This window comes from Vibrio sp. vnigr-6D03, assembly GCF_002835515.1.
In the GTDB taxonomy this organism is placed as follows: Bacteria; Pseudomonadota; Gammaproteobacteria; order Enterobacterales; family Vibrionaceae; genus Vibrio; species Vibrio penaeicida.
The window spans coordinates 402,014-417,867 of sequence record NZ_PIZL01000001.1 but is presented as its reverse complement, the minus strand read 5'-3'; the positions used below and the strand labels follow the sequence as shown (position 1 = coordinate 417,867).

Here is a 15,854-nt window from a genome sequence, read left to right as displayed (position 1 = left end):
TTTCGGTCGTTTTTGAACAAACGAAAGCCTCAGTAAAGCAAAACACTAAGAGTTTGTTGGTTCAAAAATATCAATACTTGGTCCTGTTGTAGGCAGCTCGCGTTGCTCTGTTCTTAATTTGGATAGAGCCGCCTCAAACTCTTCATCCGTCATATCTCGCCAGTACCTTGGCTTTCTGCTTGTTTGTTCGTCATGCGCTGCAGTGACGGAGTCTTTTGGTCTTGCAGGTTCAAGAATCATGATGTCTGGTATCGGTTGGCTCACGTCCATATAGCGCTGAATCATATTCCATAGTCGGTAGTACTCGCCAACGGGTTGATTTGGTCCTATCAAGGTTCCGATGGGTACGCCAAACGAGTAACCCATATAACGATGCACCAAAAACAGGCTGTAGCTTAAGTGCCCTTGGTGAGAGGGGGCAGAAATCAATACGCAGTCAAATTCAATGAAAGGGTGGGTGAAGCGAACTTTGTTGCCTTTCTTATAGAGTGTGACCATGCCAGTTTCACGGCTCAGATCAAAAGACCGTTTACTTTTAAGAAACGGCGCTAAGAACAAGTACCCCCTAGAAACCAGTACAAAATGAAAGTAAATAACCGCAGAGGGGACAAAGAAATATGAGACGTTTATAGCTGAGTAGATAAATAAATCGACAGTGATTGGTATATCGGGATTAAAAAATGGGAGAGTAGAAAATAAAGTCACAAGAGGAACCGCAACATAAAGTCCAACTTTAGCCATTGCTACTAAAAAGAAATAGAGCTGTGACCACATCGATAAGGACTCTTGCCGCAGGGCTTTCTCATCCCAAAACATGCCTCTTGAGGTGTCTTTCTCCATTTCACGAAAATCTGAAGGCTTTAAGTTTTCGATGCACGAGACCGAAACCACCGAGCTGGCTTTGGAAAAGCCCAACGGCTGCCCTTTGGAAAAAAAAGACGTGTGAGTGTTGGGTTTCTGTTTGGTGTAACTCTCGGAGTTATAAATGGAATTTGTCATTCATATATGCCGCAGCTACTGCTACTCAAAAATATCAATATTTGGTCCTGTTGTAGGTAGCTCGCGTTGCTCTGTTCTTAATTTGGATAGAGCCGCCTCAAACTCTTCATCCGTCATATCACGCCAGTACCTTGGCTTTCTGCCTGTTTGTTCGTCATGCGCTGCAGTGACGGAGTCTTTTGGTCTTGCAGGTTCAAGAATCATGATGTCTGGTATCGGTTGGCTCACGTCCATATAGCGCTGAATCATGTTCCATAGGCGGTAGTACTCGCCAACAGGTTGATTTGGTCCTATCAAGGTTCCGATGGGTACGCCAAACGAGTAACCCATATAACGATGCACCAAAAACAGGCTGTAGCTTAAGTGCCCTTGGTGAGAAGGGGCAGACATCAATACGCAGTCAAATTCAATGAATGGGTGGGTAAAGCGAACTTTATTGCCTTTTTTATAGAGTGTGACCATGCCAGTTTCACGGCTCAGATCAAAAGACCGTTTACTCTTAAGAAACGGCGCTAAGAACAAGTACCCCCTAGAAACCAGTACAAAATGAAAGTAAATAACCGCAGAGGGGACAAAGTAGTAAGAGACGATAACAATTGTCTCAATAAATAATTCGATAGTAATTGGAATGTCAGGGTTAAAAAACGGGAGTGTCAATAACAAAGTCATGCCAGGAACCACAAAATAAAGAAAGCCCTTAGCAATTGTGGCCAGAAAAAAATATATCTGTGACCAAGCGGACAAAGATTCTTGTCGTAGTGCTTTTTCATTCCAAAACATGTCTCTTGAGGTGTCTTTCTCCATCTCCCTAAAATCTGAAGGCTTTAAGTTTTCGATGCATGAAACCGAAACCACCGAGCTGGCTTTGGAAAAGCCCAATGGTTGCCCTTTGGAAAAAAAAGACGTGTGCGTGTTGGGTTTCTGCTTGGAGTAACTCTCAGAGTTATAAATAGAATTCTTCATTAATTACGCTTTCTCTATTGGTTTCGGTTTTTATGGTCGCACAATGGCAACCCCTCTGAGCCAATCCTTATCCTTTTTATTAAACTTTGGAGTGCTACTGACTTTTGAATTATCAAACGCTTCATCCAACTCCGGTCCTGGGTAAATCGTATCGTTTGCTCTAAGCCGGACGCGAATGTTAAATGCCTTAAAATAGGTGTGAGTATAAGCCCTAGTCTTGAACATGTTGGTTTCTAAACTTGTACTTTTTAAAGGAAGATCATGTTTTACAAAAAAGGCATACCCATCAAAAGTATTTACCGTTTTTAGCACACTTAAGTTGTTTGAACGCACCTCCGAAAGTTCTGCGGAGTAATCAATACCCATTTGGCTGGTCTCTTTCGTTTTCCGCCAGATTCCTTGCCTAGCAAAAAACTCTATCTTCAATTTTTCCTTATTGAACAAAGAGGCGAGATTGGTGTTCACCCATATTACGTGAGTCGCCCCCAATGCTTTTACTTCCTCGGTAATGGAAACAGGTAATTTCGTTTGCTTTTCAACTGAATACGATTTGATCGAAATATTGAATATCAACCCGATAAATCGGTTAAATGCGGTTTTTGGATCTTGTAAGTGCTTGTATTCTTTAGAAGGGTCTTTACCGAATGGGCCGTTTTTTAGCCACACTTCAATTGGTGTGTCTTTAAAAATGGTGTAAAGCACGAACCCGAGCACCGCTATCCCGACCCCAATCCAAGCTATGGGACCAAGACCTAGAAAAGTGGCAGACGAGGTAAACAACCCTGTTGCGAGTGTGGTGACAAGTGTGCCCATTGCAACCATCCCCATTGCCAAACCCGCATCGGTATCGCTTGATTCGAAGAGTTTGTAGCTGTCCCAAGCGGCAATGCCAGCAGTCAACAAACCACCTATTAGTCCAATGGTACCTAACCGGCTAATATTACTGACTAGGGACGTTGTACCGTTTTGAAAGGTAAAGCGGGCAACAAGGCTCGGTGGAAAACGTATAAAAGTCTTAGCGCTATTGATGGCAAAGGAGGACGCATTAGATGTGTAAAAGTTTGCCGAGTATGCCAACGCGACGCCCAAATCTAAAGCGGCGCTGAACACGTTAGCTGCTGAATAAGCACGATCTTTTTTCTCAATCAAGTTTTTGAAGTGTTGCAAATTATTGATCAAATTTATTGTTTCAATAACCGTAATAAAATAGGGGACTTTCAGGGCTTCATAAATATTACTTCCGGTCGCCCCTTTTTTGCCAATGTCTTGTAACGTTCTTTGCGTGGCTTTCCTATTTAACGCTTCAGCAACTTCTGATCCTTCCGGTACTACAACCACTTTAAGCGGTAGCTTTTTACCAACACTTTTAGTTCCGGATATCACATCGTTTGAATGAAACGCTTTTTTCCCAGTAGATGCAATCAGCTTTCCATCTTTATCGTACAAACGGCCCATAGGGGTTTTATTTTTCTTACTTTGTATATGCTTGCGTTCTACATCCAACACGCCGTAGCTCAACCCATGACCATGTACGCCAACCACTGCCCCTTTCAATTCTGAACCGCCAACAGGGACATACAGTGCCTCCCCCCAAAGTTTTGAGTTTGTGGACTTTAACAATGCGAGTACGGGTGCATAAGCTGAATTGAACTCCACCACTTTAGCGTGTTCACTAATACTCTTAGATAACGCGAGTACCGCGTCGAAGTAGCCCCGTAAAATGCCATCGGTTGTGTTTGAAATTCGGCGTACTGTAGCGAAAGGATTCGTGGAATTGTCTTCTGCCTTAGCCATGAATGCTAAGTCTATGACCTTGAGGGCGTCATCCTCAATGATAAAGTGTTCACTTTCCCATTGCGCGAGGGATTCAGGGGTCGCGAATCCTGTTCCTGAATTGAACGGTTCTGGAGGTGTGTATTTATCTTCTAACGAGACCAATTCCGTAGATGGGAATAAAACTTTATGGAGCGGGTGAGGGCTGCCGCTTTTGAGGATATGGCTTACCGTCGGCATGAAGCTCACAGGCTTTTTATCCTCAGGAACCGTCATTGGATCAAGGTTGTCGATATCCATACTTAATGCGGTTAAGCCATACCCAGCAATGACGTGGGCTGCAGAAGCGTTCACCCCATTTAGCGAGCTGATATCTCGCAGCACCTGCGCTGTGCGTGTCGCGTTCATTTTCAGCTCTACTGCTTTTTGAATTTCTTTCACATCTCGCACGCAGATCTGTCGTTCAATGGTTCTCATTGTGCGATGGAATCGCCCCCCAAAAAATGTATCGAACTCGTCTTTATGTTCGTAGAATGGATTCTCTTGTTTACCAAATTTCTTTGGTAAAACGAATCGTTGAACCAGCTCAGCGCATTGGAAATACTCTTGTTTGGACATATCCGTATAGACTTGCTGCAAATAACCAATGCCATACATCACAGTGAAGGCGTTGTGCCTAAGGTCAAACAAAGGGTCATCTAGAACAATGGCTCGGAGTTTGCGCTCGCGTGCGTCAGCCAAACAGTCTTGAAGAGCGTCGGTCTTCCATGCATCTTCGCTAGAATTTTCTGGCGAAACAATCGCCTCCAGAGCCGCATGTTTCATCCCATATTCGTATTGGAAAGATTCATTGTATCTGAGGACATCCAACGCACTTTTTCCATCAGCGGCGATGGTTTTGAATTTGTTTTTTATTTCTTGGTATTGAGTATTAAGCCAATTTCCAGATAGGTCATGACTTAGGTATCTGGGTTCAGCACAAAACAGTTCAATCTCGGGCTGGCGAGCTCTCATCTCAGGCAATGCTTTGGCATGAAGAACATCAACAGAGTCTTTCACATTCAGTTCATGAAAGGCAGACAAACGACGTGAGCGATCATATTCGTTGGATTCTAGGTGATTTAAATACTGTGCACTCCATTGAACCTCAGAATAGGCAAAATGAACTGTTGCTCGGCTGCCATTTGATTTTGCAGGCACCCAAATATCGCTGATGGCTAAGCCTTCAGGTTCTCTCTCTTCGATTTTGAAAGGCTGATCCGTTGCTTCCCGGTGCTTATACAGATCGATGTCTCTGAACTTAACAGAGCCATCCTCTTGCCTGCGAACTTCAATTTCTCGCCATGCTCGATTGTTGTAAAAAATATAGAGATACCCATTGCGGACTGGGGCAATTCTGTCTTTGTAACTCAGATCTTTGTCAAAAGTTGGCAAAAGAGTGAGTGGAACAATGGAGTGAAGCAAGTAATGTTGTTCTTTGGATTGCCTCTCTTTAGGCTGTATGTCTGGGTATAACGGTAGATTTATCTGACCGGTTTCCTTAGACACTGCTAACCAAGCGTTAATTTGCGCGTTTTGGCTAGACCAATCCCAACTATGAATCGTAGTGCTATTGAGTGTTTCGGTTTCTATTTGCTGTTCTAACCATTCCTGCCGCACCAAATCGCCTTCGTCGAAGAACATGATCGACTGCTCTGGATTGTGCTGAGTACCAGTTACTTCAACGAATACTTTCTTTGACTCACAGGCAGGTTTTGAGCTGAGCTTATTCGCCGACATAGTGCTTATCCTCAATCATTTTTTGTTCTAGAGCGTGAAATTTGGAACTCGAATCCAATGGTTTTAAATGCATTAGATGTTCAATGTTTTTAGGCTGCGTTCCATAGTGATCGCATAGTTGGAAGAACTGAGCGATGTCATCGGGTTGGCTGATATTTAGATTTTCAGAGAGAATGTAAAGTTTTCGGTAGCGCTTCCATTGTTGAGCATCACAATGGGTCATTGATTGCTTGGATAAATATCCTTCAATGATTTTGTCGTCATGAAGGCGCTCCAGAGCGATTTGTTGAGAAGGTGAAAGCACTTTTTGTGTATCCACTTTCGAGATTGCGACGTCGAGGTTTTCTGCTGAGCCATCGAAAAAGCAGACTGAACCACTGCTTGGAGAGTGTGATGGTGAAATCCAGGTGACTTGCCTAATTTCACCAAGCCATGTTTGCGTATCAGACGGATCGGACTCACCAAAGAAATAGTGAGCGACTCGTGGGTTGTAAAAATGAAAGACGCCCCTTCTCGCCCCATCAAAAGAAAGGGTGAGGCTACTTCTCAATTGGCGAAGGAGATGATCGAATAACATTGATGTTGGAACAGATACAAGAATCCAAGACCAATCAAAATCTGAGGGTGTCCCCTCCGCTAGGCGTCTAAATAGGGTGCTTTTGGTTTCAACTCTAGCGACTATTGGGCTGATGGATAAGAATTCTTGGAGTTCACTTTCTGCATAAAGAGGCTCTATTTCGGAAGTCTCCGAAAACTCATATATTTCTTGAGCGGTTGAGGCACTATAAGATGCAATGATGTAGTGTTTCAAATTGCTCTGATTCAGTTCCAGCAGAGTGGGGCGCACATTCACGTTATTTGCTTCAGGCATGGTGACTACTTCGGGCATATTGCTCAATTCCGACATGGACAGTTTGTTAGTGGGCATGAGCCATCAGGTTGCTTTTGGCAAATTTCGGTGATTGCCATATCCGAAGAGCTATCACTCTGGATCCTTTGCATCATTACAGGGGTTGCCGGAATAGATGTTTTGACATTTGCATCTAGGCTTTGTTGAGATGCGCTAAAAGGAGAGAATTCTTGCACCTCTGGCGCAGCCAACCCTTCTAACTCCAATGGCAACTCAGCACCTTGCCCACCAAACCCACCGCCGCTACCTGCGCTGCCTCCTGAATTCAGGTTGATCTTAGAACCAACAACATGGACGCCTGCGGGGTCGACTTTTACAAAATTACCACCTACTTTTAGGGTGAGTTCGCTCCCGGCTTCCAACACAATTTTAACGCCGGATTTCAGGTGAATTTCAGTCGCGGCTTCACTTGCCCAATTGCTTCCTGCTTTCTGATGGATAGATCCATCGACGACCAATGATTGATCGGCAGTGACTTTAGTTCGGCTTTCCCCGTCAACGGCTAAATGACGAGCGTTTTTGATGCGCATGAACTGATCGTTGTCGACTGTTGCGTGCTCGTCGTGTCTTATGTGGCTAAGGCTGTCGTTTTGAACTTCTCGCTCCAAATCTTTTTGGGCATGCAAGTAGACCTTTTCATTGTCGGCTTGGTCTTCAAAGCTAAGCTCGTTGAACCCTTCCCCTTGGTGCGTCTCTGTACGAATAACTGTCTTGGTTTTGTTGTCTGCCAAAGCATAAGGAGGCGTATTAATAGCGTGATAGGTTCTTCCCGTTATGATTGGCTGATCAGGGTCGCCATTCAGAAAAGACACAATAACCTCGTGCCCGATTCGGGGAATTGCCATCACTCCAAATTGGCTACCTGCCCACTCTTGGGAAACTCGCACCCAACAAGAACTGTGTTCGTCGCCGTTTGAATAGCGATCCCAAGGGAAGTGCACTTTCACACGACCGTGTTCGTCACAAAATATTTCCTCACCGTCGGGGCCAACAACCATAGCCATGGCAGGGCCATCGACTTGTGGTTTGGGTAATGGCGTCGCTCGCCATTGACTACTGGCTGGTATAACAGTGAATTGGTTGCTGTAAGTCGTTGCACCACTGCCCCCTTCTTCTTCTAACGCTTGAGGCTGAGTGCCAGAATGCGTCACCTTTACAACAATCCAAGAGCGATTGCATTTAGGGTCTAAGTGATCTGTAAGCGTAAACTTCACACCGGCATGTAAACCCGCATGATTACTTTTTCCTTGCGCGGTATGCGATTCGCGTCGGAGGAATTCTAGGCGATATTGGCTGAAGGCTTGACCACTCTCATCATCTTTGTAGCGCGTGGGGGCATCATAGTGCTCGTATCCATCTCGCTGATAACTCATGTCTTGCCCTATCTGCTCTTGTTTGAACGAATAGGTGGGCTTCTTAAAGCTGTATTCCTGAAACATGACGCTGGTGACATCTGAACGCACTCTTTCAGCGAATCCAAAAACATAAGGCGTATCAGCTTGCCCTCCAGCGATGGCGTTGTAAGTGATTGAGGCCGGTAATGCGTCGTAGGTTTGGCTATCGTCGCTGAAAATAATCGTATGTTTAGTTTTTTCGTGATTGAAGCGATATACCAAGCCTTCTTCTGCCGCGAGCCGATGCATAAAGGCCAAATCGGTTTCGCGGTATTGAACGCAAAACTCCCTTGGCTGGCAGGACCGTTTCAGGGAAAAGGCATAATCGTTGATGCCCATTTCCTGAAAAAGCACTGAGAGAATATCGGGTACAGATTGGTTTTGAAAAATGCGGCTATTTTGTCTTAAAGAAAGTCGCTCTATGGCTGGCACTAATGTGAGCGTATAAAAAGTATGTTGTCGACCTGTGTCACCTTTAAAAAAGGCACGAACAATACCGTGAACGGTTTGAGTGACTTCGCCATTTTGAGTGACGATTAGGCACGCATCTTTGTCGACCACTTGATTCGGCTGAATATCCATAGAGCGGCTAGCTAACTCAATCTGGTAGCAAAAACCATGGCATTCTCCATCGTGTGATAGAGACTCCTGTCCTTGATATTCGCGAACAATCAAAGTATTTGGAGCTAAGCCTTCGACATCCAGAGAGAAGCTTAATTTGCCCATGCAGTCATTCCGTTTAGCGATCGAACTTGTTAAAAATCTGCATTAAAGATGCAGACAAATAGAAAAACGCAAAGCCACGCAATGTGACTTTGCCATCATGCGAACAACCTAATCCGTAGGGGGAGAGCACCAACAAAATGGGGAGCAAATCATTGGTGCGAATACGGTGTTGGTCGATTGCTTGATTATGCTTCGACTGGTTTACGCCAATCATCTGAGCCAGATGTACCTGCGTTTACGTGGTCCCAGTTGATCTTACGGTAAGACAGAGACACCGTAACATTCTGAGTAAAGTCAGACTTAGTTGGATCCTGGCAGTGAGGCATCTCACAGTGAATATCTACGATAGACGCACTTTCTAATACAGTGGTGAAGAAGTTCTCTTGCTTACCTTCGATTGAAGTACGGTACCATTTCAATTCAACAGTCTTCATTTTTTCGCCTGAAGCCAATGCGTTGTAAAGCAATGGAACTGCTTTGTTCAGTGCAACCGTGAACTGAAATGGTTTGTGAACGCGTTGACCTGATGGTTGACCAGACTGAGGATCCGTTGGAACCGTCACGTTGTGGTTAAATTCTTGAACCAGCATTTGGTCTTCATGACCTTCAACAAACGCGTCACCGATAGAGTCGGTAGACAGTGCGCCAGCAGTAATAAGCCCCTGTGTTTCACCTTCAATGGAGATATAACATGGAGTTGGCATATTTAATCCTCTTGTAGAGTTGAATGTTACTGGTCCAGTCGCTTCCCAACCTAAACTTAATATGCAGGTTGACCTAGGCAAGCGGCTAAATCCTTTTATAGCAACAAATAAATAACAATAAATTATGAAGCGCTTTTTGCGCGAATTAGTGTCGATAGACAAGAAGTAATAGAGCAAACAGTGTGCCAATTAATAATTTTATTTAAAAACAGATAGTTATGGTGTTTGAGTTATTGTTCAAGCAATAGATTGCTATATTGCGGGCAATTTATTGCTCGAATAGCGGATTAATGCCTGGATCAGAGTCACATCAATATATATTTCACGTTTCTTTAGGGATATTTTTGTTTTGTGATGTTAATACAATAATTAATATAACCATCAATTTCTTTGTTTGCGGGAATGTCTCATTTTTGATTTTATACGTGCCCATCAAATATAGCGTATCTCGAATATATGAATGATGAATGAAGTGTTGATTTGTTTTGGCAAATTAATACGTTTTATAGTAAAAGAGAATAAGAGACATCAAATATTTCATATCAAACAAAGACAGATTGGTTTGACGCTTACTTTATGATATTAAACGAAATTTACAGCCATTTATTGCATTGAAATCTAACGATTAGGTTTGATGATTAATGATTGTATTTTATACACTTAGGGCTGGCATTGTCTTTTAAATGAGAAATTTATCATCTTGTTTTTGTGATGACAGTAACGGTTTTACTTTATCCTGATATAGTAGGTTAAATACGTAAATTGAATGATTAAGAACAGAGAATAAAAAGTGATAATTGTTCTTAAAAATATAAAAAATAATCTTAAAGATGAGAATTTAATTACATTTTCACTTTGGCTAGTGGATTTCTAGACTAAAAATTAAAAATTTATTCTATTAGGCTTTAATGGTGTATACAGACATATCGTACATAAAATGTACGCGCTTTCTTGTACCTTTCTTATACGTCATCCTGTCGAACTTGACTCCCCTAATTAGAAGCTCACAAGCAGAATTTAATAATTTTTGCTCTGATTGTCAGAGCGAAATGGTGTTTGTTTATTGCTATTTAGCCTGATTTGGAACTGAAAGTCGTTGTTATTGGAAAGCTTCATTATTGGAATTTTTCTTTTCGGAAGCAGTGGTATTTCTGAAGAACAGCGGTTAATTCCAGGTCTTGAGCACAAGACTGATATGCCAAGTTTAAGTGCAAAATCAGGCTCGCTCAAATAAGCGCTTACTCGTAATAAATTCAACATTAACAGCAGTTGGGACAGACGAAGGAGACCGTAATATGTCCAAAGAAGGCAGTGTTGCCCCGAAAGAAAGAATCAATATCAAATACATTCCTGCGACGGGCGACGCTCAGGCGGAAGTGGAATTGCCGTTGAAGACATTGGTGGTTGGAGATTTTAAAGGGCACGGTGAAGAAACCCCTTTAGAGGAACGCAAACCCGTCAGCATCGACAAAAATAATTTCGAATCCGTCATGAAGGAAAGCAAACTAACGCTTTCTACCTCGGTTTCAAGCAAGTTAGTGGATGAGGACGACGCTGATTTGCCAGTCGAATTGTCATTTGAGTCTCTTGCAGACTTCTCACCAGACTCCATCGTTAAGCAAGTTCCTGAACTAAATAAACTGATCGAATTGCGTGAAGCACTGCTGGCTCTTAAAGGTCCGCTAGGTAATGTGCCTGCATTCCGTTCTCGTTTACAAGAGCTGCTTGCTTCTGATGACTCACGAGAGAAGCTGTTGGCGGAACTCGATCTTGTGGCAACTGATGAGAAAGAAACGTCTGATCAGGGAAATGAATAACCAGCGTGAAAAACAGGAACGAAAGGATAATTCCGATGACAACAAATGAAGTCGCTGTAGAAAGAACGATTGAACAGCAGCAAGGCAATTTACTTGATGAAATCATGGCGCAAACGCGCATCGCACCGAACGAAGAAGCATACGATATTGCTAAAAAAGGTGTGGCAGCGTTTATCGAGAACCTCGTTGGATCCAACCGCACAGAAGAGCCAGTAAACAAAGCGCTGGTCGACCAAATGCTGGTTGAACTCGATAAAAAAATAGGCGCTCAAGTTGATGAAATTCTTCATGATGATGGTTTCCAAAACCTAGAATCATCATGGCGTGGTCTGAAATTAATGGTAGACCGCACCGATTTTAATGAAAACAACAAAATCGACCTATTGCACGTGACGAAAGCGGAGCTTTTGGACGATTTTGAATTCGCACCAGAAACAACTCAATCAGGCTTGTACAAGCACGTTTACTCTTCTGGTTATGGTCAGTTTGGTGGTGAGCCAACAGGCGTCATCATTGGTAACTATTCCTTCACGCCATCAACACCAGACATGAAGTTACTTCAATACATGGGCTCGTTGGGTGCGATGGCACACGCACCATTTATTTCAAGTGTTGGTCCTGAGTTCTTTGGCATCGATTCGTTTGAAGAACTGCCTAACCTGAAAGATCTTAAGTCTACTTTCGAAGGGCCTAAGTACACCAAATGGCGTTCGTTGCGTGAGTCGGAAGATGCGCGTTACCTAGGTTTGACTGCGCCACGTTTCCTTCTTCGTGTCCCTTACGATCCAACGGAAAACCCGGTTAAGTCCTTCTCTTACGAAGAAAATGTGAGCAACTCGCATGAAAGCTACCTATGGGGTAACACAGCGTTTGCTTTTGCCACTCGTCTAACCGACAGCTTTGCGAAATACCGCTGGTGTCCGAACATCATTGGTCCACAAAGTGGTGGTGCTGTTGAAGACTTGCCAGTTCACGTTTACGAGTCAATGGGTGCACTGCAATCTAAGATCCCAACCGAAGTTCTGGTCACAGACCGTAAAGAATTCGAATTGGCTGAAGAAGGCTTTATCGCGCTAACCATGCGTAAAGGTAGCGATAACGCAGCATTCTTCTCTGCAAACTCTATCCAAAAACCAAAGATCTTCCCGAACACCAAAGAAGGCAAAGAAGCGGAAACCAACTACAAGTTGGGTACTCAGCTGCCTTATATGATGATCATCAACCGCCTTGCGCACTACATTAAAGTGCTTCAGCGCGAGCAAATTGGTGCTTGGAAAGAGCGTCAAGATCTTGAGCGTGAACTCAATGGTTGGATCAAGCAATACGTTGCCGACCAAGAGAACCCGCCAGCAGACGTACGTAGCCGTCGTCCACTTCGTGCAGCCGCTATCGAAGTACATGACGTTGAAGGCGAGCCAGGCTGGTACCAGGTGTCGCTGTCGGTTCGTCCTCACTTCAAGTACATGGGTGCGAACTTTGAGTTGTCTCTAGTAGGACGCTTGGATCAAGCCTAATGGGATACATCGCCCCAGAAGAAAGTGTTTATGGTGTCAGCCTCTTTGAGCGTTTAGAGGCTGACGCTAAACCCATGTCACTTTCGAAAGGACCCGATTCCGCTGAGGTGCTTCGTTCCATTAAACGGAATGTGTCTAACATTCTGAATACCAGAATCGGAGAGTCATTGAGCTCTCCGAATCTGGGCTTAGTGGATTTTAACGATGCCACCATGGCGATGCTGGACCTTTCCATTCGAGTGAAGCTGTCTATAAAGCGATGCTTAGAGGAATTTGAGCCAAGGCTGAAAGAAGTCGACGTTCTTGTGATTCAAGACGAGGCAGAACCGCTTAATTTGCGATTTAGCGTGGCAGCAACCATAGACACTTCCGCCGTTCATGAAAGAGTAAAAATTAATTTACTCCTTGATAATAATAGAAAATACCGAGTAGTAACCTAGTGGCACAAGACAAATATTTCAGAGATGAGCTGGCGTTTTTAAAAGACCAAGGGAAACAATTTACCGAGATTCATCCTCAACTTTCTCGCTTTTTGAATGGTCGGAACACCGATCCAGATGTCGAGCGCCTACTCGAAGGCTTCGCGTTTCTAACCGGTAAGCTGAGAGAGAAAGTCGAAGATGAATTTCCAGAGTTAACTCACTCCATCATCAACATGCTTTGGCCGAATTACCTTCGTCCAATCCCAAGCATGAGCATCCTAAAGTTCAGCCCTAAAGGTAACTTCAGTACACGTCAGATCATCAAAAAATCCACAACAGTGGATTCTATTCCCGTGTTAGATACAGCGTGCCAATTTCGCACATGTCGAGATGTTGAGATTTACCCGTTAGTGTGCGATCGCGTCTCTGCTGTGCATACGAAAGATGCCAGTAAAGTCTCGCTTGAGATGTCGATGATCAATAAGGACGATTCGGTTAAGTCGATCGAGCTGGATTCGCTGCGTTTCTATTTGGGTGGCGACACCTACAGCGCACAGAATCTGTATCTTTGGCTTGGGCACTATATCGATTCTATTGAAGTGGAGTATGAAGGCGGCAGCGTTAAGGTACCAAAAGATGTGTTTGATGTCGTTGGGTTTGATAACGACGGCTTACTGCCATACCCAAAAAATGTTTATCAGGGTTACCGCATATTTCAAGAATACTTGGCGTTTCCAGAGTCCTTTCATTTCTTCGAACTTAAGCATATCGGGCGTTACATTCCGGATCATGTAGCAGGCAAGTTTACGATTCGCTTTAATTTCACCCAAACCTTGCCTGGCAGCACGCAAGTGACCGGTGAAAGCTTTACGTTATACGCCACACCTATTGTGAACTTATTTAAGCACGATGCCGATCCGATTGATTTAACGGGCAAGCGCCCTGAATACCGTTTGTCGCCATCCAGCCGTTACCCAAGGCACTATGAAATTTTCAGTGTTGATCATGTCGAAGGTTGGCAAGAAACCTCCGATGGTCGAATCCGCGGTCAGCGCCGTGTTTACACCCCGTTTGAAAGCTTTCAGCATGAAATTGAATTGGCGCGTAAGCGTCTCGCTCTTTACTACCGTGTTCGAGTAAAAGACAGCATTCGCAAGGATGGATTCGATCATTTCATCTCGTTTGTACGGGGTGATGAAACGACAGGTTACTTGCAGGATGAAGCGGTTACGTTAGAGCTCACGTGCACCAATCGCCAGTTACCGGCGGAGTTGGGCGTGGGTGACATATGCGTAAGCACCGACACATCTCCTCCGTTTGCCGATTTCGAAAATATTACGATCCCCACGCAAACCTTGCGCCCGGTATTGGACGGCAGTTTGCTGTGGACATTGATCTCAAATTTATCTCTCAACTACTTATCGCTTCTTGATAAGAAAGCGCTGTGCTCGGTCCTTCGCGCTTACGATTTTCGCTCTTTAGTGGATCAGCAAGCCGCGCGTATTTCTCGCCAACGTATGGAAGGCATTGTCTCTATCGAATCCGAGCCTCTCGACAAGCTCATTAAAGGCATGCCTGTTCGGGGTTTGCTCTCAAAAATCACCATGGATCCAAACGCATTCGGATCCGAAGGAGATTTGTACTTGTTTGGCACAGTTTTGAGTCAGTTTTTCGCTTTGTACGCCAGCATCAACTCATTCCATGAATTAGTGGTGGTGAATGCAGAAAGTCGTGAAGAGTACAGCTGGGGTAATCAGCATGGAATGCAGCCACTGATATGAGATCGACAATGGTTGAGTCAATTCGGGATGAAATGACAGACATAAATGAAGTAACAGACATCGATCTAACTGACATTGATGTAAAAAGTTTCAACTTCTACCAATTGGTGGAATTGCTGCTGCAACTGAGCGAGCACGATCCAGAAGATGAAGACTGGGAAAGGCAATGTCAGTTCGTGTTTAAGTCGAATCCGAGCTTAGGTTTTTCTACGTCAGATGTCTCTGGCTTGGACCAAAAACACGATGACAGATTGGAGTTAGAAACCACCTTTTTAGGGTTAACCGGCTCGCAATCTCCTTTGCCAGGGTACTTGCTGGAGCAAGTGTTAACAGAGGGCGAATTTGGTTTAAGAGGACCGTTTCTCGACTTCTTTAATAACCGAATGATCACGCTGGTGTACCGCATTTGGCGGAAGTACCGCTACTACATTCGATTTCAAGAAGGCGCGAGCGACGACTTTTCGGCTCAGTTATTTGCCTTGGTCGGGTTGGCGGACCCGGACATGCGCGGCGAAACGCCGATCAACTGGTGCAAGATGCTCTCTTACGCCGGAATGCTGGCTGGGCGCAGCCGTTCACCGCAAGTGGTGTCGGGGATCATTGCTCATTGCTTCGATATTGAAGACGTGGACATTCGCCAGTGGGTACAAAGGAAAGTGGACATTCGCTTGAACCAACAAATGCAGTTGGGCATGGCGAACATGAATTTGGGCGACAACACCGTTATCGGTGAACGAGTGACAGAGTGTAACGGCAAATTCACCTTGGTATTGAAAGGGTTGAGCCAAGAAAGGTTCAGAGATTTTCTGCCAACAGGCAAAGAATATCAGCCACTTTGCAAAGTGGTGGAATTCGTACTGCGAGAGCAAATGGCGTACGACTTAGAACTGCAGCTCGAAGAAGGCGCGGTGTCTGCCATGGTATTGGACAGCAAGGTCGACATGCCTTTGGGGTGGTCGACGTTCTTGGGCGAAGGTGACACCAAACAGAGTGTCACGATTCAAGTTCGACAATAGAAAGTCGGGCTAGGTAATAGAAAGTCAGATTAGGCAGCAGAGAGCTCAGGTTAGTT

12 protein-coding genes are annotated in these 15,854 nt (G+C 44.3%); 5 read left to right on the top strand and 7 right to left on the bottom strand.

Features of this window, described 5'->3' with window-relative positions; genetic code table 11:
* Positions 1–45: 45 nt before the first annotated feature.
* The 7 genes from CW749_RS01815 to CW749_RS01785 are packed head-to-tail and all read right to left on the bottom strand — an operon-like array spanning position 46 to position 9,248.
* Positions 46–999 (bottom strand): hypothetical protein, encoded by a 954-nt coding sequence (locus tag CW749_RS01815; RefSeq protein ID WP_101110164.1) that lies wholly within the window; start codon positions 997–999, stop codon positions 46–48.
* A 21-nt stretch (positions 1,000–1,020) separates the two neighbouring features.
* Complete coding sequence (locus CW749_RS01810) at positions 1,021–1,962, bottom strand: hypothetical protein (protein WP_101110163.1); 942 nt, start codon at positions 1,960–1,962, stop codon at positions 1,021–1,023.
* Positions 1,963–1,992: 30 nt separating this feature from the next.
* Positions 1,993–5,514 (bottom strand): toxin VasX, encoded by a 3,522-nt coding sequence (locus CW749_RS01805; protein WP_101110162.1) that lies wholly within the window; start codon positions 5,512–5,514, stop codon positions 1,993–1,995.
* Positions 5,501–6,442, bottom strand: coding sequence for a DUF4123 domain-containing protein (locus CW749_RS01800; protein ID WP_101110161.1), 942 nt, complete (start codon positions 6,440–6,442; stop codon positions 5,501–5,503). The genes CW749_RS01805 and CW749_RS01800 overlap by 14 nt, the downstream gene beginning before the upstream one ends.
* Positions 6,409–8,544, bottom strand: a complete 2,136-nt coding sequence (locus CW749_RS01795) for a type VI secretion system tip protein VgrG (protein WP_101110160.1) — start codon at positions 8,542–8,544, stop codon at positions 6,409–6,411. The genes CW749_RS01800 and CW749_RS01795 overlap by 34 nt, the downstream gene beginning before the upstream one ends.
* A gap of 13 nt (positions 8,545–8,557) precedes the next feature.
* A complete protein-coding gene (locus CW749_RS01790) occupies positions 8,558–8,758 on the bottom strand; it encodes a hypothetical protein (RefSeq protein WP_101110159.1) in 201 nt (66 codons plus the stop codon).
* Positions 8,730–9,248, bottom strand: a complete 519-nt coding sequence (locus CW749_RS01785; protein WP_101110158.1) for an Hcp family type VI secretion system effector — start codon at positions 9,246–9,248, stop codon at positions 8,730–8,732. Before CW749_RS01785 ends, CW749_RS01790 begins: the two co-directional genes overlap by 29 nt.
* 1,295 nt (positions 9,249–10,543) lie before the next feature.
* Between CW749_RS01785 and tssB the strand changes: the two genes are divergently transcribed.
* From tssB to tssG, 5 genes are read left to right on the top strand one after another with little or no spacing between them, the layout of a single operon-like run.
* Positions 10,544–11,065, top strand: coding sequence for a type VI secretion system contractile sheath small subunit (gene tssB, locus CW749_RS01780; RefSeq protein WP_101110157.1), 522 nt, complete (start codon positions 10,544–10,546; stop codon positions 11,063–11,065).
* Between the two features lie 35 nt (positions 11,066–11,100).
* Complete coding sequence (gene tssC / locus CW749_RS01775) at positions 11,101–12,579, top strand: type VI secretion system contractile sheath large subunit (RefSeq protein WP_101110156.1); 1,479 nt, start codon at positions 11,101–11,103, stop codon at positions 12,577–12,579.
* On the top strand, positions 12,579–13,019 hold the full coding sequence (gene tssE, locus CW749_RS01770) for a type VI secretion system baseplate subunit TssE (protein ID WP_101110155.1): 441 nt from the start codon (positions 12,579–12,581) through the stop codon (positions 13,017–13,019). The genes tssC and tssE overlap by 1 nt, the downstream gene beginning before the upstream one ends.
* A complete protein-coding gene (tssF, locus tag CW749_RS01765) occupies positions 13,019–14,782 on the top strand; it encodes a type VI secretion system baseplate subunit TssF (RefSeq protein ID WP_101110154.1) in 1,764 nt (587 codons plus the stop codon). Before tssE ends, tssF begins: the two co-directional genes overlap by 1 nt.
* A gap of 32 nt (positions 14,783–14,814) precedes the next feature.
* Entirely contained in the window at positions 14,815–15,798 is a 984-nt protein-coding gene (gene tssG / locus CW749_RS01760) for a type VI secretion system baseplate subunit TssG (RefSeq protein WP_167404832.1), read from the top strand.
* The last annotated feature ends 56 nt before the right edge of the window (positions 15,799–15,854 follow it).

Coding starts and splice junctions, on each gene's coding strand:
- CW749_RS01815 (WP_101110164.1), bottom strand. CDS start 999: ATGACAAATTCCATTTATAACTCCGAGAGTTACACCAAACAGAAACCC.
- CW749_RS01810 (WP_101110163.1), bottom strand. CDS start 1,962: ATGAAGAATTCTATTTATAACTCTGAGAGTTACTCCAAGCAGAAACCC.
- CW749_RS01805 (WP_101110162.1), bottom strand. CDS start 5,514: ATGTCGGCGAATAAGCTCAGCTCAAAACCTGCCTGTGAGTCAAAGAAA.
- CW749_RS01800 (WP_101110161.1), bottom strand. CDS start 6,442: ATGCCCACTAACAAACTGTCCATGTCGGAATTGAGCAATATGCCCGAA.
- CW749_RS01795 (WP_101110160.1), bottom strand. CDS start 8,544: ATGGGCAAATTAAGCTTCTCTCTGGATGTCGAAGGCTTAGCTCCAAAT.
- CW749_RS01790 (WP_101110159.1), bottom strand. CDS start 8,758: ATGATTGGCGTAAACCAGTCGAAGCATAATCAAGCAATCGACCAACAC.
- CW749_RS01785 (WP_101110158.1), bottom strand. CDS start 9,248: ATGCCAACTCCATGTTATATCTCCATTGAAGGTGAAACACAGGGGCTT.
- tssB (WP_101110157.1), top strand. CDS start 10,544: ATGTCCAAAGAAGGCAGTGTTGCCCCGAAAGAAAGAATCAATATCAAA.
- tssC (WP_101110156.1), top strand. CDS start 11,101: ATGACAACAAATGAAGTCGCTGTAGAAAGAACGATTGAACAGCAGCAA.
- tssE (WP_101110155.1), top strand. CDS start 12,579: ATGGGATACATCGCCCCAGAAGAAAGTGTTTATGGTGTCAGCCTCTTT.
- tssG (WP_167404832.1), top strand. CDS start 14,815: ATGACAGACATAAATGAAGTAACAGACATCGATCTAACTGACATTGAT.